General features: G+C 74.2%; 21 protein-coding genes, 1 pseudogene and 1 riboswitch. Of the genes and pseudogenes, 11 read left to right on the top strand and 11 right to left on the bottom strand.

Annotated elements, in window-relative coordinates:
• Positions 1 to 259: 259 nt before the first annotated feature.
• The 4 genes from dusB to ACFHW0_RS24460 all read right to left on the bottom strand — a co-directional run bounded on the left by dusB (position 260) and on the right by ACFHW0_RS24460 (position 3928).
• Positions 260 to 1432, bottom strand: a complete 1173-nt coding sequence (gene dusB / locus ACFHW0_RS24475; protein WP_416611147.1) for a tRNA dihydrouridine synthase DusB — start codon at positions 1430 to 1432, stop codon at positions 260 to 262.
• 60 nt (positions 1433 to 1492) lie between these two features.
• Positions 1493 to 2872, bottom strand: a complete 1380-nt coding sequence (locus ACFHW0_RS24470; protein WP_101412337.1) for a glycine--tRNA ligase — start codon at positions 2870 to 2872, stop codon at positions 1493 to 1495.
• Between the two features lie 114 nt (positions 2873 to 2986).
• Positions 2987 to 3460 carry a hypothetical protein gene (locus tag ACFHW0_RS24465; protein WP_416611157.1) on the bottom strand — a complete coding sequence of 158 codons (474 nt, stop codon included), beginning with the start codon at positions 3458 to 3460 and terminating at the stop codon, positions 2987 to 2989.
• A gap of 126 nt (positions 3461 to 3586) precedes the next feature.
• Entirely contained in the window at positions 3587 to 3928 is a 342-nt protein-coding gene (locus ACFHW0_RS24460) for an antibiotic biosynthesis monooxygenase family protein (protein ID WP_416611145.1), read from the bottom strand.
• Between the two features lie 27 nt (positions 3929 to 3955).
• Here ACFHW0_RS24460 and ACFHW0_RS24455 point away from each other — a divergent pair, with 27 nt between their 5' ends.
• The 7 genes from ACFHW0_RS24455 to ACFHW0_RS24425 all read left to right on the top strand — a co-directional run bounded on the left by ACFHW0_RS24455 (position 3956) and on the right by ACFHW0_RS24425 (position 8427).
• Positions 3956 to 4213 carry a hypothetical protein gene (locus ACFHW0_RS24455; protein ID WP_416611143.1) on the top strand — a complete coding sequence of 86 codons (258 nt, stop codon included), beginning with the start codon at positions 3956 to 3958 and terminating at the stop codon, positions 4211 to 4213.
• Positions 4214 to 4267: 54 nt separating this feature from the next.
• Positions 4268 to 5299: a metal ABC transporter substrate-binding protein gene (locus tag ACFHW0_RS24450; RefSeq protein ID WP_416611141.1), complete on the top strand. Its 1032-nt coding sequence runs from the start codon at positions 4268 to 4270 to the stop codon at positions 5297 to 5299.
• Positions 5296 to 6057, top strand: coding sequence for a metal ABC transporter ATP-binding protein (locus tag ACFHW0_RS24445; RefSeq protein ID WP_416611139.1), 762 nt, complete (start codon positions 5296 to 5298; stop codon positions 6055 to 6057). Before ACFHW0_RS24450 ends, ACFHW0_RS24445 begins: the two co-directional genes overlap by 4 nt.
• 1 nt (position 6058) lies before the next feature.
• Positions 6059 to 6925, top strand: coding sequence for a metal ABC transporter permease (locus ACFHW0_RS24440; protein WP_416611137.1), 867 nt, complete (start codon positions 6059 to 6061; stop codon positions 6923 to 6925).
• 43 nt (positions 6926 to 6968) lie between these two features.
• Entirely contained in the window at positions 6969 to 7268 is a 300-nt protein-coding gene (locus tag ACFHW0_RS24435; protein WP_088998913.1) for an ArsR/SmtB family transcription factor, read from the top strand.
• A 2-nt stretch (positions 7269 to 7270) separates the two neighbouring features.
• The gene (locus ACFHW0_RS24430) at positions 7271 to 7663 is read left to right on the top strand and encodes a Fur family transcriptional regulator (RefSeq protein WP_199729578.1); all 393 of its coding nucleotides are present in this window, start codon (positions 7271 to 7273) and stop codon (positions 7661 to 7663) included.
• A 158-nt stretch (positions 7664 to 7821) separates the two neighbouring features.
• Positions 7822 to 8427: a hypothetical protein gene (locus ACFHW0_RS24425; RefSeq protein WP_416611135.1), complete on the top strand. Its 606-nt coding sequence runs from the start codon at positions 7822 to 7824 to the stop codon at positions 8425 to 8427.
• Positions 8428 to 8586: 159 nt separating this feature from the next.
• On the opposite strand, the gene ACFHW0_RS24420 is transcribed toward ACFHW0_RS24425, so the two are convergent.
• The 6 genes from ACFHW0_RS24420 to ACFHW0_RS24395 form a co-directional block, all read right to left on the bottom strand.
• Entirely contained in the window at positions 8587 to 10620 is a 2034-nt protein-coding gene (locus ACFHW0_RS24420) for an acyl-CoA dehydrogenase family protein (protein WP_416611133.1), read from the bottom strand.
• Between the two features lie 115 nt (positions 10621 to 10735).
• Positions 10736 to 11236, bottom strand: coding sequence for a DUF6328 family protein (locus ACFHW0_RS24415; protein ID WP_416611131.1), 501 nt, complete (start codon positions 11234 to 11236; stop codon positions 10736 to 10738).
• Positions 11237 to 11357: 121 nt separating this feature from the next.
• On the bottom strand, positions 11358 to 12122 hold the full coding sequence (locus ACFHW0_RS24410; protein ID WP_416611129.1) for a sugar isomerase domain-containing protein: 765 nt from the start codon (positions 12120 to 12122) through the stop codon (positions 11358 to 11360).
• Between the two features lie 55 nt (positions 12123 to 12177).
• Positions 12178 to 13008, bottom strand: a complete 831-nt coding sequence (locus ACFHW0_RS24405; protein WP_416611127.1) for an alpha/beta fold hydrolase — start codon at positions 13006 to 13008, stop codon at positions 12178 to 12180.
• A gap of 55 nt (positions 13009 to 13063) precedes the next feature.
• A complete protein-coding gene (locus tag ACFHW0_RS24400) occupies positions 13064 to 13840 on the bottom strand; it encodes a TIGR03943 family putative permease subunit (protein WP_416611125.1) in 777 nt (258 codons plus the stop codon).
• Positions 13837 to 14844 carry a permease gene (locus tag ACFHW0_RS24395; RefSeq protein ID WP_416611155.1) on the bottom strand — a complete coding sequence of 336 codons (1008 nt, stop codon included), beginning with the start codon at positions 14842 to 14844 and terminating at the stop codon, positions 13837 to 13839. Before ACFHW0_RS24395 ends, ACFHW0_RS24400 begins: the two co-directional genes overlap by 4 nt.
• Before the next feature lie 193 nt (positions 14845 to 15037).
• Positions 15038 to 15143, top strand: a riboswitch (TPP riboswitch).
• A gap of 73 nt (positions 15144 to 15216) precedes the next feature.
• Between ACFHW0_RS24395 and ACFHW0_RS24390 the strand changes: the two genes are divergently transcribed.
• The 3 genes and pseudogenes from ACFHW0_RS24390 (at position 15217) to ACFHW0_RS24380 (ending at position 18212) form a co-directional block, all read left to right on the top strand.
• Positions 15217 to 15810, top strand: coding sequence for an ECF transporter S component (locus tag ACFHW0_RS24390; RefSeq protein WP_121400241.1), 594 nt, complete (start codon positions 15217 to 15219; stop codon positions 15808 to 15810).
• A 124-nt stretch (positions 15811 to 15934) separates the two neighbouring features.
• Positions 15935 to 17347 (top strand): annotated as a pseudogene (locus tag ACFHW0_RS24385) (ABC transporter ATP-binding protein); the annotation flags it as partial.
• A 64-nt stretch (positions 17348 to 17411) separates the two neighbouring features.
• On the top strand, positions 17412 to 18212 hold the full coding sequence (locus ACFHW0_RS24380) for an energy-coupling factor transporter transmembrane component T family protein (RefSeq protein ID WP_416611123.1): 801 nt from the start codon (positions 17412 to 17414) through the stop codon (positions 18210 to 18212).
• Between the two features lie 154 nt (positions 18213 to 18366).
• Here the strand turns inward: ACFHW0_RS24380 and ACFHW0_RS24375 are convergent, their stop codons facing one another.
• Positions 18367 to 18612: a hypothetical protein gene (locus tag ACFHW0_RS24375; RefSeq protein ID WP_416611121.1), complete on the bottom strand. Its 246-nt coding sequence runs from the start codon at positions 18610 to 18612 to the stop codon at positions 18367 to 18369.
• Between the two features lie 465 nt (positions 18613 to 19077).
• Here ACFHW0_RS24375 and gndA point away from each other — a divergent pair, with 465 nt between their 5' ends.
• The gene (gndA, locus tag ACFHW0_RS24370; RefSeq protein ID WP_416611153.1) at positions 19078 to 20520 is read left to right on the top strand and encodes an NADP-dependent phosphogluconate dehydrogenase; all 1443 of its coding nucleotides are present in this window, start codon (positions 19078 to 19080) and stop codon (positions 20518 to 20520) included.
• Positions 20521 to 20704: the final 184 nt, after the last annotated feature.

Below are 20704 nucleotides of genomic sequence, written 5' to 3'. Positions count from 1 at the left end.
CCAGGCCTCCTACCGGATGAGCGTCGACAACCTCGCCGACTGGATCGCCACCCGCGGCTACACCGCCTGACGGCGACAACACCCGCACCACGACAAGGGCCGGACCCCGCACAGGGGCCCGGCCCTTTCGTCATGGCCGGGGGCTCTCCCGGCTGTGGCCGCCGGGGCAGGGCCGGACCGGAGTCAGGCCGAGGCCGGACAGCGCCCGCCCGGACCGGAGTCAGGCCGAGGCGGGGCGAGGCCGAGGTGGGGCGAGGGCTCAGCCGCCCGAGTCGGCCAGCTCGGCGCCCTCCGGGACGGTGTCGTCGTCGCGGCTGGCCAGCCAGCCGTCGGGCAGGAAGACCTTGCCGGGCGAGTTGGTGCGGCCGCGCGGTTGGCCCAACGTGGCCACCGGAAAGGGTTCCGTCGGGTCCAGCTTGCCGAGCAGGTCGTCGAGCTGGGCCAGGCTCTCGATCATGGCCAGCTCGCGGCGCAGCTCGCTGCCCACCGGGAAGCCCTTGAGATACCAGGCGACGTGCTTGCGGAAGTCGGTGCAGCCGTCGCGCTCGCCCCGGGCGGGGGTACGCGAGCCCGCGGTGAACTGGTCGACCAGCAGTTCGGCGTGGCGGCGCATGGTCCGCGCCACCTCGCCCAGGGTGGGCAGGCGGCGTTCCGGGCGCCCGTCGAACGCGGCCTCCAGGTCGGCGAAGAGCCACGGGCGGCCCAGGCAGCCCCGGCCGATCACCACCCCGTCGACGCCCGTGTGCGCCACCATCCGCAGCGCGTCGTCGGCCTCCCAGATGTCGCCGTTGCCGAGCACCGGCACGTCGAGGGCCTGCTTGAGCGTGGCGATGGCGTCCCAGTCCGCCGTGCCGGAGTAGCGCTGCGCGGCCGTACGCCCGTGCAGGGCGACCGCCGCCACGCCGGCGTCCTGGGCGGCGAGGCCCGCCTCGACGTACGTCAGGTGGTCGTCGTCGATGCCCTTGCGCATCTTGACCGTGACCGGCACCCCGGCAGGTGACGCGGCGTCCACCGCGGCCCTGACCAGCCGCGCGAAGAGCCGGCGCCGCCACGGCAGCGCCGAGCCGCCGCCCTTGCGGGTGACCTTGGGCACCGGGCAGCCGAAGTTGAGGTCGATGTGGTCGGCAAGGTCCTTCTCCACCACGATCCGCACGGCGGCGGCGGTGATCTCGGGGTCGGTGCCGTAGAGCTGGAGGCTGCGGGGCCGCTCGTCGTCGCCGAACGCGATCATGCGCAGCGTCTTCGGGTTCCGCTCGACCAGCGCGACGGTGGTGATCATCTCGCAGACGTAGATGCCGCCGCCCTGTTCCCGGCAGAGCTGCCGGAAGCCGACGTTGGTGATGCCGGCCATCGGCGCGAGCACCACCGGCGGCCACACCTCGTGCCGCCCGATGGTCAGCGGGCGCAGTGCGGGAACGGTCGGCGCGGTCACCGGACAAGTGTACGGGGCCCGGCCGGCGCGACTTCCGCGCCGGCCGGGCCCCGTCGCAGCTCAGCAGCCGGGGAGGCGCTCGATCAGGTAGCGCTCGACCTGGTCCAGCGCGATGCGCTCCTGGGCCATGGTGTCGCGGTTCCGGACGGTCACCGCGTTGTCGTCCAGGGTGTCGAAGTCGACCGTCACGCAGAACGGGGTGCCGATCTCGTCCTGGCGGCGGTAGCGGCGGCCGATCGCCTGCGAGTCGTCGAACTCCACCACCCAGCGCTTGCGCAGGTCGGCGGCGAGGCCCTTCGCCTTCGGCGAGAGCGCCTCGTTGCGCGACAGCGGCAGCACGGCCACCTTGACCGGGGCCAGCCGCGGGTCGAAGCGCATCACCGTGCGCTTGTCCACGCCGCCCTTGGTGTTCGGCGCCTCGTCCTCGTCGTACGCCTCCAGCAGGAACGCGAGCACCGCGCGGGTGAGGCCGGCGGCCGGCTCGATGACGTACGGCATCCAGCGCTCGCCCTTGGCCTGGTCGAAGTAGGACAGGTCGACGCCGGAGTGCTTGCTGTGCGTGGTCAGGTCGAAGTCGGTGCGGTTGGCGATGCCCTCCAGCTCCGCGAACTCGGTGCCGCCGAACTGGAAGCGGTACTCGATGTCGACCGTGCGCTTCGAGTAGTGGGAGAGCTTCTCCTTCGGGTGCTCGTAGAAGCGCAGGTTGCTCTCCGACAGGCCCAGGTCGAGGTACCAGTTCCAGCGCTCGGAGAGCCAGTACTCGTGCCACTGCTCGTCCGAGCCCGGCTCGACGAAGAACTCCATCTCCATCTGCTCGAACTCGCGGGTGCGGAAGATGAAGTTGCCCGGGGTGATCTCGTTGCGGAACGACTTGCCGGTCTGGGCGATGCCGAACGGCGGCTTCTTGCGGGCGACCGTCTCCACGTTCTTGTAGTTGACGAAGATGCCCTGGGCGGTCTCGGGCCGCAGGTAGTGCATGCCCTCCTCGCTCTCGACCGGGCCGAGGAACGTCTTCATCAGGCCGTTGAACATCTTCGGCTCGGTGAAGGTGCCCTTGTTGCCGCAGTTCGGGCAGTTCAGCTCGGTCAGCGAGGCCGGCGGCTTGCCGTGCTTGGCCTCGTACGCCTCCTCGAGGTGGTCGGCCCGGAACCGCTTGTGGCACGACTGGCACTCGGTCAGCGGGTCGACGAAGGCGTCCAGGTGGCCGGAGGCGGCCCAGACGTCGCGGGCCAGGATCACGGCGGAGTCGAGGCCGACCACGTCGTCGCGCTGCTGGACCATCGTCTTCCACCACTGCCGGCGGACGTTCTCCTTCAGTTCCACGCCGAGCGGACCGTAGTCCCACGCCGACCGGGTGCCTCCGTAGATCTCGCTGGAGGGGAAGACGAAGCCTCGGCGCTTGGCGAGGCTGACGACGGCGTCGATACGGTCGGCTGGCATGTTTCCTCCTACGCCGACTGGCGGTCGGCGGGGACGCGGTAAGGACGGAAGGAACAGTTCGGGACAACGGTACGACCCGTGCCGTCCCGGGCCCAGCAGAATACCGGGGGCGGGTCAGCTCACCCCGCACACCTCCATGCCGCCCGTCTGCTGGTCCTGCCCGAGGGTGACCTCCTGCCGGTCCTGCCGGCCGCCCGTGTAGGTGACGTCGACGGGCACGGTGAGGGAGACGGCGTCCACGTCGCCCACCCGGAAGGTCGCGATCTGCGGCTCGGCGGCCACCCGGCGCTCGAACTCGCGGCGTGACTCGCGCCGCTGCGCGTCGTCGCAGAGCTGGTCGTAGGCCGCGCCGTACTTCCGCTCGACGAGCGCCTGGTAGTAGTCGGTGGAGACGGTGCGTCCCTGCTCGCGCACGGCCTGCACCCCGGTCACGGCCAGACCCACCACGGCCGCGCCGCCGCCGCCGCAGCAGAGCAGCACGGCGAGCGCCCCCGCGCCCAGCCCGAGCCAGAGCCGGGTGTTGCGCCCCTCGGTGGGCGGCGCCGCGAACGGCGGGGTGACCCCCGGCCCGGCGGGCGGGGCGGGCACGCCCGGATCCGCCGGCGGACCGGGCACGGCGGGCGGCTGCGCCCACTGCTGGCCGGGCGGCGGAGGGTACGCCGGCGGGGTCGCCGGTCCGGGAGCGGTCATGCAAGCAATGTAGTGCCCGCAGGCTCAGCGGTAAGGACCAGCGGCCCGATCGCTGGCGGCCGGGACGACGTCCCCGCCGGGGGCGGCGCTGGCCAGCGCCTCGTACGCCGACGGTTCGTCGAGCGACTGGGCGAGCAGCGGCACAGCGGTGATCTTGACGTCGAAGCCGCCCAGGGCCCGCCGGTAGGTGCCGACCGACTCCCACTCGGTGACCAGGCACCAGTGCCGGGGGTCGTCCAGCGCCCGGACCAGTTGGCCGCGCAGGTAACCGGGGCGGGCCGCGAGCGCGGCGAGGGCGGCGTGCGCCCGCTCGGTGAACTCGTCGGCGACATCGACGTCCACCACGAACCGGTTCGTCACCAGCACGGGGTTCCTCCTCGTAGAGTCTGTGGGATGCAGCGTACGCAGAGCCCCCTGCCGGCCCGGCTGGCCCGGGCGAACCCGACGACGGTGTTCCTGGTCACCCTGGTGCTGGTGCTGGTCGCGTTCTTCACCCCCGGCGTGATCGGCGGGCTGTTCACCCTGCTGCTCGCCGCGGCCGTGGCCGCGCTGCTGGTCACCACCTGGTCGGTGCAGACGGCGCCGACGCGGGTGATCCGGCTGGTGGCGCTCACCCTGCTGGTCACCGCGGGCCTGGTGAAGCTGTTCTGACATGCAAGCATGCGTTTTTGACAATCATTATCGTTGTCGCGGAAAGTTCATGGCATGAACATCCGCACCGCCCCGCGCACCCTGGCCGTCGCCACCACCGCCCTGCTCGCCCTGGGTGGTGTCACGGCCTGTTCCGACGACGGCCCGGCCGGCGCCGACCCGCAGCGGGTCGACGTGGTGGCCGCCTTCTACCCGTTGCAGTTCCTCGCGGAGCGCATCGGCGGTGACGCGGTGAAGGTGAGCAACCTGGTCAAGCCCGGGGCGGAGCCGCACGACCTGGAGCTGAATCCGGGCCAGGTCGGCCAGGTCGCCGAGGCGGAGCTGGTCGTGCTCCTCAAGGGCTTCCAGCCGGCACTGGACGAGGCCGTCGAGCAGAACGCCAAGGACCGCGCCTTCGACGTGTCGACCGTGCAGCCGCTGATGGACGCCGCCGCGGGCGGCCACGACCACGACCACGACCACGAGGGCGAGGAGCACGCACACGAGGGCGAGGAGCACGCCCACCCCGAGGAGTCGGGCAAGCCGAAGGAGTCGGGCAAGGCCGAGGAGCCCGGCCACGAGGAGGGCGGCACCAAGGACCCGCACCTCTGGCTGGACCCCACCCGCCTCGCCACGGTCGGCGACAAGCTCGCCGAGCGGCTCGGCCGGGCCGACCCGGGCCGCGCCGCCGACTACACCGCGCGCGCCGGGGCGCTGCGCGCCGAGTTGGAGAAGCTGGACGCCGAGTTCACGGCCGGGCTGAAGACCTGCCAGCGGCGGGAGATCGTGGTCAGCCACACCGCCTTCGGCTACCTGACCGAGCGCTACAAGCTGGAGCAGATCGGCATCAGCGGGCTCAGCCCCGAGAACGAGCCCGCCCCGCAGCGCCTGGCCGAGGTCGCCCGGGAGGCCCGGGAGCACAAGGCCACCACGATCTTCTTCGAGACGCTGGTCAGCCCGAAGGTGGCCGAGACCATCGCCGCCGAGGTCGGCGCGAAGACCGCGGTGCTGGACCCCCTGGAGGGGCTGTCGACCGACGGCGGCGACTACCTTTCGGTGATGCGTGCCAACCTTGCGACCCTGAGGACGGCGTTGAGCTGCTCGTGACATCCCCAGTCATCACCGTCGCGCACGGGGTGGTCGGCTACGACGGCCGCCCCGTGCTGCGTGACGTCTCGCTGACCGTGACCGCCGGCGAGGTGGTCGCGGTGCTCGGCGCCAACGGCTCCGGCAAGTCCACCCTGGTCCGCGCCGCGCTCGGCCTGGTGCCGCTCAGCTCCGGCTCGGTCACCCTCTTCGACCGTCCGCTGCGCCGTTTCCGGCAGTGGCACCGGATCGGGTACGTCCCGCAGCGCCTCGGCGCCGGCAGCGGCGTACCGGCCACCGTCCGCGAGGTGGTGGCCTCCGGCCGGCTCGCCCGACGCGGGGTGCTGCGCCCGCCCGGCGCGGCGGACCGGGCGGCGGTGACCGCCGCGCTGGAGGCGGTCGGGCTCGCCGACCGGGCCCGCGACCCCGTCGGCACCCTCTCCGGCGGGCAGCAGCAGCGCACCCTGATCGCCCGGGCGCTGGCCGGTCAGCCGGAGCTGCTGGTCCTCGACGAGCCGACCGCCGGGGTCGACGCGGCCAGCCAGGAGGCGTTCGCCGGGGCGCTGCACGACTTCGTCGGCGGTGGCGGCACGGTGCTGCTGGTGGCCCACGAGCTCGGGCCGCTGCGGCCGCTGATCAGCCGGGCGGTCGTCGTACACCAGGGTGGGATCTGCCACGACGGCCCGGTGCCCGAGCCCGCCGGCCACCACGCGGAGCCCGACCACGACCACGTGCACCCGCACGGACCCGACGAGCCCGCCGGGCTGTGGAGCAGCTGAGATGGAACTCTTCCAGTACCCCTACATGCAGCGGGCCCTGATCGGGGCGCTGATCATCGGCCTGGCCGCCCCGGCGCTCGGCATCTACCTGGTGCAGCGGCGGCTCGCCCTGATCGGCGACGGGGTGGGGCACGTGGCGCTCACCGGCGTCGGCGCGGGCCTGCTGCTCAACCGGTCCCCCGTGCTCGTCGCGGTGGCCGTGGCGACCGCCGGCGCGATCACCATCGAGCTGGTCCGCGCCCGGGGTCGCACCTCCGGCGACCTGGCCCTGGCCCTGCTCTTCTACGGCGGCATCGCCGGCGGCGTGACGCTGGTCGGGCTCTCCGACAGCACCAGCGCCAACCTGAACGCCTACCTGTTCGGGTCGCTGACCACGATCTCCCCGCAGGACCTGACGACCATCGCGGTGCTCGGCGTCGCGATCGGGGTGACCATGCTGGCGCTGCGCCCGGCCCTCTTCGCGGTCTGCCACGACGAGGAGTACGCCAAGGTCTCCGGCCTGCCGGTGCGCACGCTCAACCTGCTGCTCGCCGTGGCCACCGCGGTCACCGTGACGATCGCCATGCGCGCCGTCGGGGTGCTGCTGATCAGCGCCCTGATGGTGGTGCCGGTGGCCACCGCGCAGCAGGTGACCCGGGGGTTCCGCAGCACGATGACGGCGGCGATGGCGCTCGGGCTCTTCGCCGCCGGCTCCGGGGTCTACGTGGCGGCGAACGCCGACACCGCCCCCGGCGCCTCGGTGGTGCTGATGGCGATCGCCTCGTTCGGGGTGGTCGCGGTCCTCGGCGCCGTGTGGCGGGTGCTGCGCCGTCGGCGTACCCCCGCCGCCGCGCCCGCGCCCGAACCGCACGAGGTGGTGCTCCACTGATCCTGGCCAGCGGCGTGTCGGTGGGATTGGTTACCGTTACGGGGTGACCGACGGATCAGGCTACGACGCCTTCGAGGGCGCGAGCGAGCTCTTGCGTGCCCTCTCGGCGCCGATCCGGCTGGCCATCGTCAGCGAGCTCGCCGAGGGCGAGCGTTGCGTGCACGAGCTGGTCGACAAGCTCGGCGCCGCGCAGCCGCTGGTCTCCCAGCACCTGCGGGTGCTGCGGGGCGCCGGCGTGGTGCGCGGCTCCCGGCGGGGTCGCGAGATCGCGTACGCGCTGGTCGACGAGCACGTCGCACACATCGTGGCCGACGCGGTGAGCCACGCCGGGGAGGGATCATGATCATGACGGGTGCCACGGTCCGCAACACCCGACAGCGCTCGGCGGTGAGCGCACTGCTCGGCGAGCTGGAGGGCTTCCACAGCGCGCAGGAGCTGCACGCGATGCTGCGCGAGCGCGGCGAGCGGGTCGGGCTGACCACCGTCTACCGCACCCTTCAAGGGCTCGCCGACACGGGCGAGATCGACGTGATGCGCCCGCCGGGCGGCGAGCACCTCTACCGTCGGTGCAGCGAGGGTCACCACCACCACCTGGTCTGCCGGTCCTGCGGCCGCACCGTGGAGGTCGCGGGGCCGACGGTGGAGAGCTGGGCCGAGCGGGTGGCGGCCAAGCACGGCTACGCCGACGTCAGCCACACCCTGGAGATCTTCGGCACCTGCCCGGCCTGCGCGGGCTGACCCCGCCCGTAGCGCCGACCGCCGGGTCCGCCCGTCCGGGCCGACCGCCGGGTCCGCCCGTCGTGCCGTCCACCGTTGTGCCGGGCGCCGGGCGCCGGGTGGTGCGCCGCCGTTCGCGTCGCGTGCCGGGGACGAAGGCGCGTGGCACGCTGTCCGGCGTGAAGATCTACGCCGATCGTTTCCCGACCGCCGTCCGACAGTTGATCACCGACCTGCTCGTCGTCGCCTGGGTGTACGGCGCGATCCGTGGCGCGCTGTGGCTGCACGACCTGGTCCAGAAGCTCGCCGTACCGGGGCAGAAGCTGGAGGGGGCCGGCAGCGGCCTCGCCGACAACCTGGCCGAGGCGGGCGGCAAGGTCGACCGGGTGCCACTGGTCGGCGACGAGCTGACCGCGCCGTTCGAGCGGGCCGCCACCGCCGCCCGCTCGCTCGCCGAGGCGGGCCGCGACCAGCAGGAGCTGGTCGACCAGCTCGCCCTCGCGCTGGCCGTCGCCGTGCTGGTCTTCCCGCTCGGCCTGGTGCTCTTCGGCTGGCTGCCGCTGCGGGTGCGTTGGATGCGCCGGGCCGGCTCGGCGGCGAAGCTGGCCGCCGCCCCCGCCGGCCGTGACCTGCTGGCGCTGCGCGCGCTGGCCACCCAGCCGCTGGGTCGGCTGACCAGGATCGCGCCCGACGTGGCTGAGTCGTGGCGCCGCGGCGACGACGCCACCGTCGACGCGCTGGCCGCCCTGGAACTACGCCACCTCGGCCTCCGCAGCACCCGCTAACCCCACCCCCGCTCCCCACCCCCACCCCCGCCCCCGCCCCCGCCCCCGCGATCATGCAGTTGTGGTGCCCGGAGCACCCGCACTCGCCCCTTTTGCGGGGCACCACAACTGCATGATCGACGCAGGGCCGGGGGGCCGGGGGGCGGGGGGCGGGGCAGGTCAGCGGGGAGGGGTGGGTGGGAGGCGGCGGCGGGCGTCGTCCGTCGTGGAGGGGCCGGGGGACCAGGGGGCCACCCAGGGCAGGTCGTCGGCGGGGGTGATCACGCCGTCCTCCAGGGCGGCGTAGCGCCCGGCCAGGATCCGCTTCGCGGCGACCGTGTCGACGGAGTCGGTGTTGTCCCACAGGGCGGTGAAGAGCGCGTCGATGCGGACCCGGGCCTGCCGGCAGAACAGGTCGGCCAGCTCCACGTTCTCGGGCCGGGTCTCCCGCTCGGCGTGGGCGCGTACGCAGACCGCGGACATGGCGAACAGCTCCGCGCCGATGTCCACCACCCGGCCGAGGAACGCCTGCTTGCGCTCCATCTTCCCCTGCCAGCGGGACATCGCGTAGAACGTCGAGCGGGCCAGCTTGCGCGAGGCGCGCTCCACCTGCCGCAGGTGGCCGGCGAGCGGGCCGAACTCGGCGTACGCCGACGGGCGCTGTCCCCTGCCGACGGCGAGGGTGGGCAGCCACCTCGCGTAGAACGCGCCGGCCTTCGCCCCGGCCCTGGCCTTGCGGCCGAGCCCCGCGTCCGGGTCGATGATGTCGCCGGCGACCGACAGGTGCGCGTCGACCGCCTCGCGGGCGATGAGCAGGTGCATGATCTCGGTGGAGCCCTCGAAGATGCGGTTGATCCGCAGGTCGCGCAGCATCTGCTCGACGGCGGCGGGTCGCTCGCCCCGGGCGGCGAGCGAGTCGGCCGTCTCGTAGCCGCGACCGCCCCGGATCTGCACCAGCTCGTCGGCGATCTTCCAGGCCATCTCGCTGGCGTAGAGCTTGACCAGCGCCGCCTCGATCCGGATGTCGTTGCGGTCGTCGTCGGCGAGCAGGCAGCAGAGGTCCAGCATGGTCTCCATGCCGTACGTCGTCGCGGCGATGAAGGAGAGCTTCTGGGCCACCGCCTCGTGCTCGCCGACGGGCCGCCCCCACTGCACCCGGTCGACGGCCCACTCCCGGGCCACGTTCAGCGCCCACTTGCCGGCGCCGACACACATCGCCGGCAGCGACAGCCGCCCGGTGTTCAGGGTGGTCAGCGCGATCTTCAGGCCCTTGCCCTCGCCGCCGATGACGTTCTCCTTCGGCACGAAGACGTCGTGGAAGCGGGTCAGGCTGTTCTCCAGGCCGCGCAGGCCGATGAAGGCGTTGCGCCGCTCGACCGTGATGCCCTCGGTGTCGCCCTCGACGACGAAGGCGGTGATCCCGCCGCGCCGCCCCTCGGCGGCGGGCACCCGGGCCATCACCACGAGCAGGCTGGCGACGCTGCCGTTGGTGGCCCACAGCTTCACGCCGTTGAGCCGGTAGCCGGTGCCGTCGGGCGTGGGCTCGGCGGTGGTGCCCAGCCGGGCCGGGTCGGAGCCGACGTCCGGTTCGGTGAGCAGGAACGCGGAGACCTCGCCGGCGGCGAGCCGGGGCAGGAAGCGCTGCTTCTGCTCGGCGGTGCCGAACATCTTCAACGGCTGCGGCACCCCGATCGACTGGTGCGCCGAGAGCAGCGCGCCGATCGCCGGGCTGACCGAGCCGGCCAGCATGAGCGCCCGGCAGTAGTGCAGGTTGCTGAGCCCGAGCCCGCCGTACGACCGGTCGATCTTCATGCCGAAGGCGCCGAGGCGGGCCAGGCCCTGGAACACCTCGTCCGGGATGGACGCGTCCCGCTCGATCGCGGCGCCGTCCACCTCGGAGACCAGGAACTCGCGGAACCGGCCGAGGAACTCGTCGGCGCGGGCGACGTCCTCCGGGTCGGAGCGCGGCCAGGGGTCGATCAGGTCGAGCCGGAACCGGCCGAGGAAGAGTTCCTTGCCGAAGCTGGGACGGTCCCAGGAGGACTCCCGGGCCGCCTCGGCGACCTGTCGGGCCTCCTTCTCGGAGACCCGGCCGGCCTCCGTCGGCAGGGGCCCGGCCGCGCCGGCCGCCGGCGGGTCGTCGGCGGTGGCCGGCGTCGACCGGTCGGCGCCTGATCCGTCGGGCGCGGGTCGGCTGTTCTCTGTCGTGGTCACGGCGGCCCCCTCGAACCTCGGTCCGGATGCGTCAACGTGCTCGACGAACAGCACGCTACCCCCGGGTGTTACCCAGGGGTAGCGATCGGTAAATATCGAGCTGCGTCGACCTCGGTCAGTCGCTGAGGGACCGCGGCTCGTCCTCGTCGTCGTCGGTGTCGTCCTCGCCCCAGTTCCGCCGGGAGAACGGCAGGAACACCCAGAAGGTGAGGAACCAGAGGCCGATGAGGCCGCTGAGCACCAGGGCGATGCTCCGGTCCAGCACGAAGTCGGTGATCAGCAGCACCGCGCTGACCATCGAGATCAGCATGAAGGCGAGCCCGCCGCTGGCCATCCGGTGGGCGAACCGGACCAGCTCCGGCTTGCGACCCTGCCGGAACAGCGCGCGGTGGAACGCCACCGGAGAGATGATCATCGCGGTGGCCGCGGCCGCCGACAGCAGCGCGACGATGTAGACGTCCTTCTGGAAGCCACTCGTACGGGTGAAGCCGTTGCTGAACGGCAGGGTGAGCAGGAAGGCGAAGAGGATCTGCACGCCGGTCTGGGCGACCCGGAGCTCCTGGAGCAGGTCGGCGAAGTTGCGCTGCCAGCGCTGCTTCTCGGTTTCCTTGGACACGCGCTACCTCCGGTCAGACGGTACTGCCGGCGGGGGTGGCCGGCGGCAGCATCGCTGATGCCCCACCGGCCGACGCGCGAAACCGACTCACGTCACTGCCCGGGGCGCCGGTCCCGTCCGGTCAGGAGCCGCGCCGGATCCGGCCGGCGTACCGGGCCTCCAGGGCGTTGTTGTGCTCGTCGCCCCCGGCGATGTTGGCCGACAGGTAGACCGGGGGACGCTCCCCCGCCGCCAGCAGCCGGGCCACCACCTCGATCGTGATCTGCTGCGCCAGCAGCGCCGCGGTGATCGACGAGACCGCGCCGACCGCCCCGCCGCCGGGCAGCGGCAGCGTCGCGTCGCCGTACGGGGCGCCGTTGTCGAGCACCACGTCGGCGAAGTCGGCGAGCTTGCGCCCCGACGGGTGGCGCGAGGTCATCTGCCCGGAGTGCTGCGCCGAGGTGACCGCGATCAGCCCGTGACCCTTCTCCCTGACCAGCGACGCGAACTCCACCATCGCGCCGTTCACGCCCGAGTTGGAGGCGAGCACGAAGACGTCCCGGGGGCCGATCGGGGCCAGCTCGTAGAGGCGGTGCGCCACCGCCGGGTCGCGCTCCAGCAGCGGCCCGAGCACGTCCGCCGGGGCGCCGCCACGGAGCACCACGTCCCGCAGGGCGATCCGGTTCGTGGGGACCAGCCCGCCGGCCCGCCCGGCGATCTCCATGGCCAGCGCCTCGGAGTGGCCGGTGCCGAACGCGTGGACCACGCCGTCGGCGCGTACCGCCTCGGCGATCAGGTCGGCGGCCCGCCCCACCGCCTCGCGCTGGCTCTCGGCCACCCGGTTCATCGTGTCGGTCACCACGGCCAGGAAGTCCTCGGCCTTCACGGTCGTGTCTGCTCGGTCCATGTCGTACCTCCGTCAGGGGTGGGCCGGCGTCCGCCGGCCGGCGTCGCGGGGAAGGTCAGACCGGGTCGTGCACCCGGGCCAGGATCGCCTCGACCAGCGGGGCGGGCGCCTCGTCGGGGATCCAGTGGCTCACCCGGGGCAGCTCGACGAAGCGGTAGTCCCCGGTCACGTGCTCGGCGCACGCCTCGGCGGCGGTCCGGCCGATCGCGATGTCGCGACCGCTCCACACGAACGTGGTCGGCACCGTCACCGGCCCGGTGGCGGCCAGGTCCCGGCGGGACATCGCGCGGTACCAGTTCAGGGCGGCGGTCAGCGCGCCCGGCTCGCGCATCGGGTCCGCGTACGCGGCCACCCGCGCGTCGCCGCCGACCCCGTGCAGCATCCGGCGCAGCCCGGTCGCGTTCAGCGCCAGCAGCGCCTTCTCCGCCGTGCCCGGCTTGCGGAACACCGTCATGTACGCCGAGCGCGCCTTCTGCCCCGCGTCCTCGGCCAGCGCCCACGCCATGGCGCCGGGGTGCGGCACGGAGACCGCGATCAGCGTACGCACCCGGCCGGGGTGGTGGGCCGCGACGGCCCAGGCCACGATCGCGCCCCAGTCGTGCCCCACCAGGTGCGCCGCGTCGACGCCCAGCGCGTCGAGCAGGCCCACCGCGTCGGCGACCAGTTCCGGCAGCCGGTACGCCTCGACCGCCTCGGGCCGCGCGCCCGGCGAGTAGCCGCGCTGGTCCGGCGCGTACGTGCGCAGGCCGGCGGCGTGCAGCGCGGGCACCACGTCGTCGAACTCCCCGCCGTGCTGGGGGAAGCCGTGCAGCAGCAGGACGGGCGTGCCGCCCTCCGGTCCGCCGACGCGGACGTCGAACGTGAACCCCCGGGCCTCGATCCGCATGATCGTGAGCCTACCCAGCGCCGCACCCGGCCGCCCGGGACTGCCGGGCCCCGGGTCACTCGTACTGTTGCCGGGGGACGGGCACCTGCCGCCAGGACTCCACGTCCAGGTAGGGAATCTCGGCGTCGTTGACCGGGTCGCGGGCGATGCGGTCGCTGTAGCGGCCGGTCACCTCGATCCAGGTGTCGTCGGCGAGCCCGTCGGGGGCCGCGCCGGTCAGCCCCAGCTTGACCGGCCGCCCGTCGGCGGCACAGCAGGAGAGCACCATCCGGGCCAGCAGCGGCCGGCCGTCGGGGCCGGTGGTGACGAAGCCGGTCAGCTGGACCCGGCGCCCGCCGATCGAGGCGCCCCGGTCGAACAGGGCCCGGGAGGCGTAGTCGAGCACGGCCACCCGCACGGGGTCGCCGTCGGGCAGCGGCGGGTAGTCGGACGGCTGCTGCCGGGTGGTGACGGCGGTGCCGGCCTGCCCGGCCGCGTACGAGCCCAGGGCCGGCGGGGCGACCAGGAGCAGGCCCAGCACGGGCAGGATCAGCAGCCAGCCGACCCGCGGCTCGTGGTGGCCGTGCCCGTCGTGCCCGCCGTCGCCGTCGTGCCCGCCGTGGTCGCCCGGCGCGTCGTGGCCGCCGTGGCGGGCGGCGGGCGTGCGCCGCAGGAGCGGGCGCAGCTCGTAGAAGAGGGTCATGACCGCGGCGGCCACCAGCAGCAGGCCGGCGGCGATCAGGAAGGGCCGCAGCCCCTCCTTGACGTAGCGCAGGTGCAGGTCGGTGAGGCTGGCCCGGACCACCGCGCCCCCGAGCAGCAGCAGGACGACCGCCTGCGCCTGCCGGTTCACAGCAGCACCGCCCCGGTCGCGACGGCCACCGCCACGGCCACCGCGAAGGTGGTCGGGGCGAACCGCAGCGCGAACCGCCGGCCGAAGACCCCGGCCTGCATCGAGATGAGCTTGAGGTCGACCATCGGCCCCACCACCAGGAAGACCAGTCGGGAGGTCAGCGAGAACTGTGACAGCGAGGCGGCGACGAAGGCGTCCGCCTCGGAGCAGAGGGAGAGCAGCACCGCGAGTGCGGCCAGAGCGAGCACCGAGAGCACCGGCTCGTCGGCGAGGGTCTGCAACCAGCGCTCCGGCACCACGACGTTGATCGTGGCGGCGGCCGCCGCGCCGATCACCAGGAACCCGCCGGCGTGCGTGACGTCGTGCCGGACCGCCCCCCAGAACGCCCGCCCGCGCGGGCCGTCGTCCAGCTCCGGCCGGCGCGGCAGCCGGATCCAGTCGGCCCGGCCGAGGCGCAGCCACAGCCAGCCCATGACCATCGCGACGACCAGGCTCGCGACGGCCCGGCCGAGGACCATCGCCGGGTCGTCGGGGAAGGCCACCGCGGTGGCGGTGAGCACGATCGGGTTGATCGCCGGGGCGGCGAGCAGGAACGCCAGTGCGGCCGCCGGGGTGACCCCACGCCGGATCAGCGACCCGGCGATCGGCACCGCCCCGCACTCGCAGCCGGGCAGCACCACGCCGGCCGCGCTGGCCACCGGCACCGCGAGCGCGGGATGACGCGGCAGCGCCCGGGCCCAGAACGACCGGGGCACGAAGACGGCGATCACCGCGGAGAGCAGCACCCCGAAGACCAGGAACGGCACCGCCTGCACCATGACCGAGACGAAGACGGTGGTCCAGGTCTGCAACCGGGGCGCGGAGAGGGCGCGGGCGAGCGGCTCGCGGAAGACGACCAGCAGGATCAGCAGGCCGGCGAGGACCTCCACCGACCCGACCCGCCGGTCCGGGTCGCGAGGGGCCGCCGGCGTCTCCTCGCGTACGCCCGGGGCGGCCCCGTCCACCGCGCCGGGGTGCGGCCCGTCCGGCGCGCGGCGGTCAGCCTCGGATGTCACGTACGTGTCTCTCTGCCGGATTCCCAGTGGCCGCCCGAGAGTACCGGGCCGGGATCGGGGCGTCGATCGAACGCGCTGGTGAGCTGCGCAGAGATCACTTTGCCCGATGATCTTCAAAGGTGTTAGCGTCGGGCCACAACTTCACATCCGACAGGGGAGCGCACAGCGCTGAGAGTGCGGGCACCGCCCGCAGACCCTCGAACCTGATCTGGGTAATGCCAGCGCAGGGAGTTCGGTCGACCTCCAGCCGCGTCGACGTCCGGCACGTTCCGGGCGCGGCGTGCGTCTTCTCCTGGTTCTCGTTCGGGACTGGGAGCAATCATGCGAGACAACAACACCGCCACCCGGTGGCGTACCGTCGACGTCGTCGTCGCCGCCGTGATCGCGGTGGCCTTCGGCGTCATCTTCTGGGCCTGGGGCCTGCTGTGGCGGGCCGTCGACCCGGCGTTCGCGTTCTTCCCCGCCGGCCAGGCGATCATGTACGGCGTCTGGCTGGTCCCGGCCGTCCTCGGCGGCCTGGTGATCCGCAAGCCCGGCGCGGCGCTCTTCTGCGAGGCGGTGGCGGCGACGGTCTCCGCGCTGCTCGGCTCGGAGTGGGGCGGTGTCACCATCGTGCAGGGCCTGATCCAGGGGCTCGGCGCCGAGCTGGCCTTCGCCGCGTTCCGGTACCGCTCGTTCCGGCTGCCCACCGCGCTGATCGCCGGCGCGCTGACCGGCCTCGGCGCCGCCCTGTTCGACTTCTTCGTCTGGAACAGCGAGTACGCCCTGGGCAGCTACCGGATCCCGTACGCCCTGCTCACCATCGTCAGCGCCACCGTCGTCGCCGGCGCCGGCGGCTGGGCCCTCACCCGCGCCCTGGCCACCACGGGCGCCCTGGACCGCTTCCCCGCCGCCCGCGACCGCACCCCCGTCTGACCCCGCTCCCCCTCCCACCACCGAGATCGAGGTTGATCATGAGGTTGACGGTGATGTGGATCTCCGTGGCTGCCGCCAACCTCATGATCGACGCCCGCGGGCGGGCCGGGAGGGAGGGGTTGCGGTGGGGGCGGTGACGCTGCGGGGGTTCGGGTGGCGGCACGCCGGGCGGCGGGCGTGGGCCGTGCGGGGGGTCGACCTGCGCGTCGAGGTCGGCGAGCGGGTGCTGCTGCTGGGCCCCTCGGGGGCCGGCAAGAGCACCCTGCTCGCCGCGCTGGCCGGGCTGCTGCCCGAGGACTCGGGTGAGCAGGAGGGCACCGTCGAGATCGACGGGCTCGACCCCCGCAAGGGCCGGGAGCGGGTGGGCATCGTCTTCCAGGACCCGCAGACCCAGCTCGTGATGGCCCGCAGCGGTGACGACGTGGCGTTCGGGCTGGAGAACCGCGGCACCCCGGCCGGGGAGATCTGGCCCCGCGTCGACGAGGCGCTGACCCGGGTCGGCTTCCCGTACCCCCGGGACCGCCCCACCGCCGCGCTCTCCGGCGGCGAGCAGCAGCGGCTCGCCCTGGCCGGGGTGCTGGCCCTGCGCCCCGGGTTGCTGCTGCTCGACGAGCCGACCGCCAACCTCGACCCGACCGGCGCGGCGCTGATCCGGGCGGCGGTGGCCGGCGCGCTGGACGCCGACACCACACTGATCCTGGTCGAGCACCGGGTCGCCGAGGCACTGCCCCTGGTCGACCGGGTGGTCGTGCTCGAACCCGGCGGCGGCGTCCGCGCCGACGGCACGCCCGAGGCCGTCTTCGGTACGCACGGCGACGCGCTCGCCGACGAGGGCGTCTGGGTGCCCGGGCGCCCGGTACCGCCCCGCCACGCGACCACGCCGGCCGGCGACGTGCTGCTCACCGCCGACCGGCTCGCCCTGCCGCCCCGGCTGGCCGCCGTCGACCTGGCGGTACACGCCGGCGAGGCGCTCGCCGTCCTCGGGCCCAACGGGGCCGGCAAGTCGACCCTCGCGCTGCTGCTCGGGGGCCTGCTCAAGCCCGGGGTCGGCCGGGTCGCGGCGACCACGGCACTGGCCGGTGGCGACGCCCACACGCCCCCGCACCGCTGGCGCGCCCCGGCACTGGCCCGCCGGATCGGCTCGGTCTTCCAGGACCCGGAGCACCAGTTCGTCACCAACACCGTGTTCGACGAGCTGGCGCTCGGCCCGCGCCGCACCGGCCAGCCCGAGGCGACGGTCCGGTCCACGGTCGACGGCCTGCTGTCCCGGCTGCGGTTGACGAAGCTCGCGGCGGCCAACCCGTACACCCTCTCCGGCGGGGAGGCACGGCGGCTGAGCGTGGCGACCGCCCTGGCCACCGCGCCCCGCCTGCTCGTCTGCGACGAACCGACCTTCGGCCAGGACCGGCGCACCTGGCTGGAGCTGGTGGACCTCCTCGCCGAGCTGCGCGACGCCGGTCACGGCCTGGTCGCCGTCACCCACGACTCGGAGTTCGTCGCCGCCCTGGCAGATCGCCGCCTCACCCTGGAACGCCCGTGACCAGCAACGGGACCGCCGCACCGGTCACCCACCCAGACCGCCACCTCACCCAGGAGCGGGCGTGATCAGTTTCGAGCCGGTCGCCGCGCCGGAGGCGTTGCTGGCCCGGCGCAACCCGGTGGCCAAGCTCGCCGCGGCGCTGGTGTTCTCGTTCATCCTGATCGCCACCCTGGACCCGGTGGCCCCGGCCATCGCGATCGCCGTCGAGCTGGCCCTGCTGCCGCTGTTCGGGGTCCGCCTGCGGGTGTTGGCGCGACGGGCCTGGCCGCTGCTCGTCGGCGCGGTCGGCGTGGTGGTGACGCTGGTGCTCTTCGCCGCCGAGCGCTCCGGCCGGGTGCTGGTCGAGGCCGGCCCGGCGGTGGTCACCTCCGGGGTGCTGCTCACCGCGCTCGGTCTGGTGCTGCGCATGTTCGCGGTGGCGCTGCCCGGCGTGATCGTCTTCGCCACCACCGACCCGACCGACCTGGCGGACGCGCTGATCCAGAACGCGAAGGCGCCGGCCCGGTTCGCCATCGGGGCGCTGGCCGCGTTCCGGCTCGTGCCGCTGCTGGGGCAGGAGTGGCAGATGATCTCCATGGCCCGTCGCGCCCGAGGGGTCGAGGCCGGCCGCAACCCGCTGGCGAAGCTGCGGCTGTTCGTGTCGACGGCCTTCGCGCTGCTCGTCGGGGCGATCCGCCGGGGCACCCGGCTGGCCGTCGCGATGGACGCCCGGGGCTTCGACGCCGGGGTCCCGCGCACCGTCGCCCGGCGACAGCGCTTCGTCGCCGCCGACGGCCTGCTGATCGCCGGCGCGGCGGTGCTCGCCGGGGCCGCGCTGACCGTCAGCGTGCTGCTCGGCACCTTCCGCCCGTTGATCGGCTGACGGCGTCCGTTGATCGGCGGACGGACCGGGTGGAGTCGGCGGCCGGGCTGGTCGGGCCACGGACGGACCGGGTGGAGTCGCCGGCCCGGGTGGCCGAGCGACGGACGGGCCGGGTGGAGTCGCCGGTGACGACGGCTCCACCCGGCCGGCACCGTCAGCTGCGCCGGAAGGCGTACCGGCGGGCCTGCCCGGCCTTCTGGCCACGCAGCGGGCCGGAACGGCCGGCGCCGGAGACCGGCGGACCGGCCTTCGGCGCGGCGGGCCGGTCGACCGGCAGTGCCGGCACGACCGGCGGGACCGGCGCGACCGCCACCTCGTCGAGGTTGACGGGCGTCAGGTCCGCGACGGACGGCGTGGGGACGGTGGTACGGGACTTCTTCGGGTTGCGCCTGGCTGGCATCCGGTGCCTCCTCGGTCTGCGGGCCCTGCCGCACCGGAGCGACGTCCGGTAACGGGGCCCGCCTCGTTCGGCGACCGTCGCGCGACGGTCGGGCGGGATCGGGACTGCTGCCCGGGATCGACCACGAGGAACACCGCCGCCTCGACGGCAGGTGCGGAATGCGGACGCCCGGGAGCACGCGGACCCGCGGCGAGACAGCGGCGGGTCGGCTCGGAAGTGGGGCGTCAGTTGCGCATGCCCACACGCTAACCGCCCGGCCGTTCGCGCGCACCCGAATTACCGGCCGGGCCCCCGGCCGGCCGGTCACGACCCGCGGCGACCGCCCGGCGGCGGCTCGTCGGCCAGCCCCGCACGCCCCTCGGCGCGGCCGCCACGTGGCGGTGACGGGCTGCCCGACACGACCTCCGGGCCGCCCCGCCCGCGGTACGGTCGCACCGGCGGGTGTCGACGGCGGAGGGCGGACGGATGGCCGGGCGGGCGACGGCACGGATCGGCGTGACGGGGCTGGCGGTGATGGGCCGGAACCTGGCCCGCAACCTGGCCCGCAACGGCTTCGCCGTGGCGGTGCACAACCGCTCGCCCGAGCGCACCCGCAGCCTCGTGGCGGAGCACGGGGACGAGGGGACGTTCCTGCCCGCCGAGTCGATGGCCGACTTCGTCGCGTCGCTGGAGCGGCCCCGGGCGGTCATCGTGATGGTCAAGGCGGGCGGGCCCACCGACGCCGTGGTCGACGAGCTGGTCCCGCTGCTCGACGCCGGCGACATCGTCGTGGACTGCGGCAACGCGCACTTCGCCGACACCCGCCGGAGGGAGGAGGCGCTACGGGCCCACGGCCTGCACTTCGTCGGCACCGGGGTCTCCGGTGGCGAGGAGGGCGCCCTGCGCGGCCCGAGCATCATGCCGGGCGGATCCGCGGAGTCGTACCGCACGCTCGGGCCGATCTTCGAGCGGATCGCCGCCCAGGTGGACGGGGTGCCGTGCTGCCGGCACATCGGGCCGGACGGCGCCGGGCACTTCGTCAAGATGGTGCACAACGGCATCGAGTACGCCGACATGCAGCTCATCGCCGAGGCGTACGACCTGCTGCGGGCCGGGCTGGGCGCGGAGCCGGCGGAGATCGCGGAGATCTTCCGCGGGTGGAACGCCGGCGAGCTGGAGTCCTTCCTGATCGAGATCACCGCGGACGTGCTGGCGCACACCGACGCGGCCACCGGGCGGGCGTTCGTGGACGTAGTGCTGGATCGCGCCGAGCAGAAGGGCACCGGCCGCTGGACCGTGCAGAGCGCGCTCGACCTGGGCATCCCCATCACCGGCATCGCCGAGGCGACCTTCGCCCGGTCGCTCTCCGGGCACGCCGACCAGCGCGAGGCGGCCCGCCGGGCGTTCGCGGACGCGGGCGCGACGTGGCGGGTCGAGGACTCCGACGCCTTCGTCGAGGACGTCCGCCGCGCCCTGCTCGCCTCGAAGATCGTCGCGTACGCGCAGGGCTTCGACCACATCCGCGCCGGCTCCCGGGAGTACGACTGGGGTATCGACCTGGGCGGCACCGCGACGATCTGGCGGGGCGGCTGCATCATCCGCGCCCGCTTCCTCGACCGCATCCGTCAGGCGTACGACGAGCGGCCCGACCTGCCGACGCTGCTGGTGGCGCCGTGGTTCGCGGACACCGTGAACGACGGCGTGCCGAGCTGGCGGCGGGTGGTGGCCGAGGCCGCCCGGGCCGGGGTGCCCGTCCCCGCGTTCGCCTCGTCGCTGGCGTACTTCGACGCGCTGCGCGCCCAGCGACTGCCCGCCGCCCTGATCCAGGCGCTGCGGGACAACTTCGGGGCGCACACCTACCAGCGTGTGGACCGCGAGGGCACGTTCCACACCCGCTGGCCCACCGACCGCGCCGAGATCGAGGCCTGACCCCGCCCGCTCCCGTGGGCGTCAGGCGACGGCGGCGCGCGTCTCCCGGGCGCCGGCTCGCGCACCTGCACGGCCAGCGCGTCCCGCTCCGTGGCCCTGCGGGCTCTGGACCGGCGAGGGGGCGGTCACCACACCACAGGCCGTCGTTCGGATCCGGCCGTCGCTTTCTCGGGCCGGGCCGGCG

The sequence above is a fragment of the Micromonospora sp. LOL_025 genome (assembly GCF_048060285.1).
Taxonomy (GTDB): domain Bacteria; phylum Actinomycetota; class Actinomycetes; order Mycobacteriales; family Micromonosporaceae; genus Micromonospora.
Note: the sequence above shows the minus strand (reverse complement) of the source record. Positions and strands in the feature narration are given on the sequence as shown.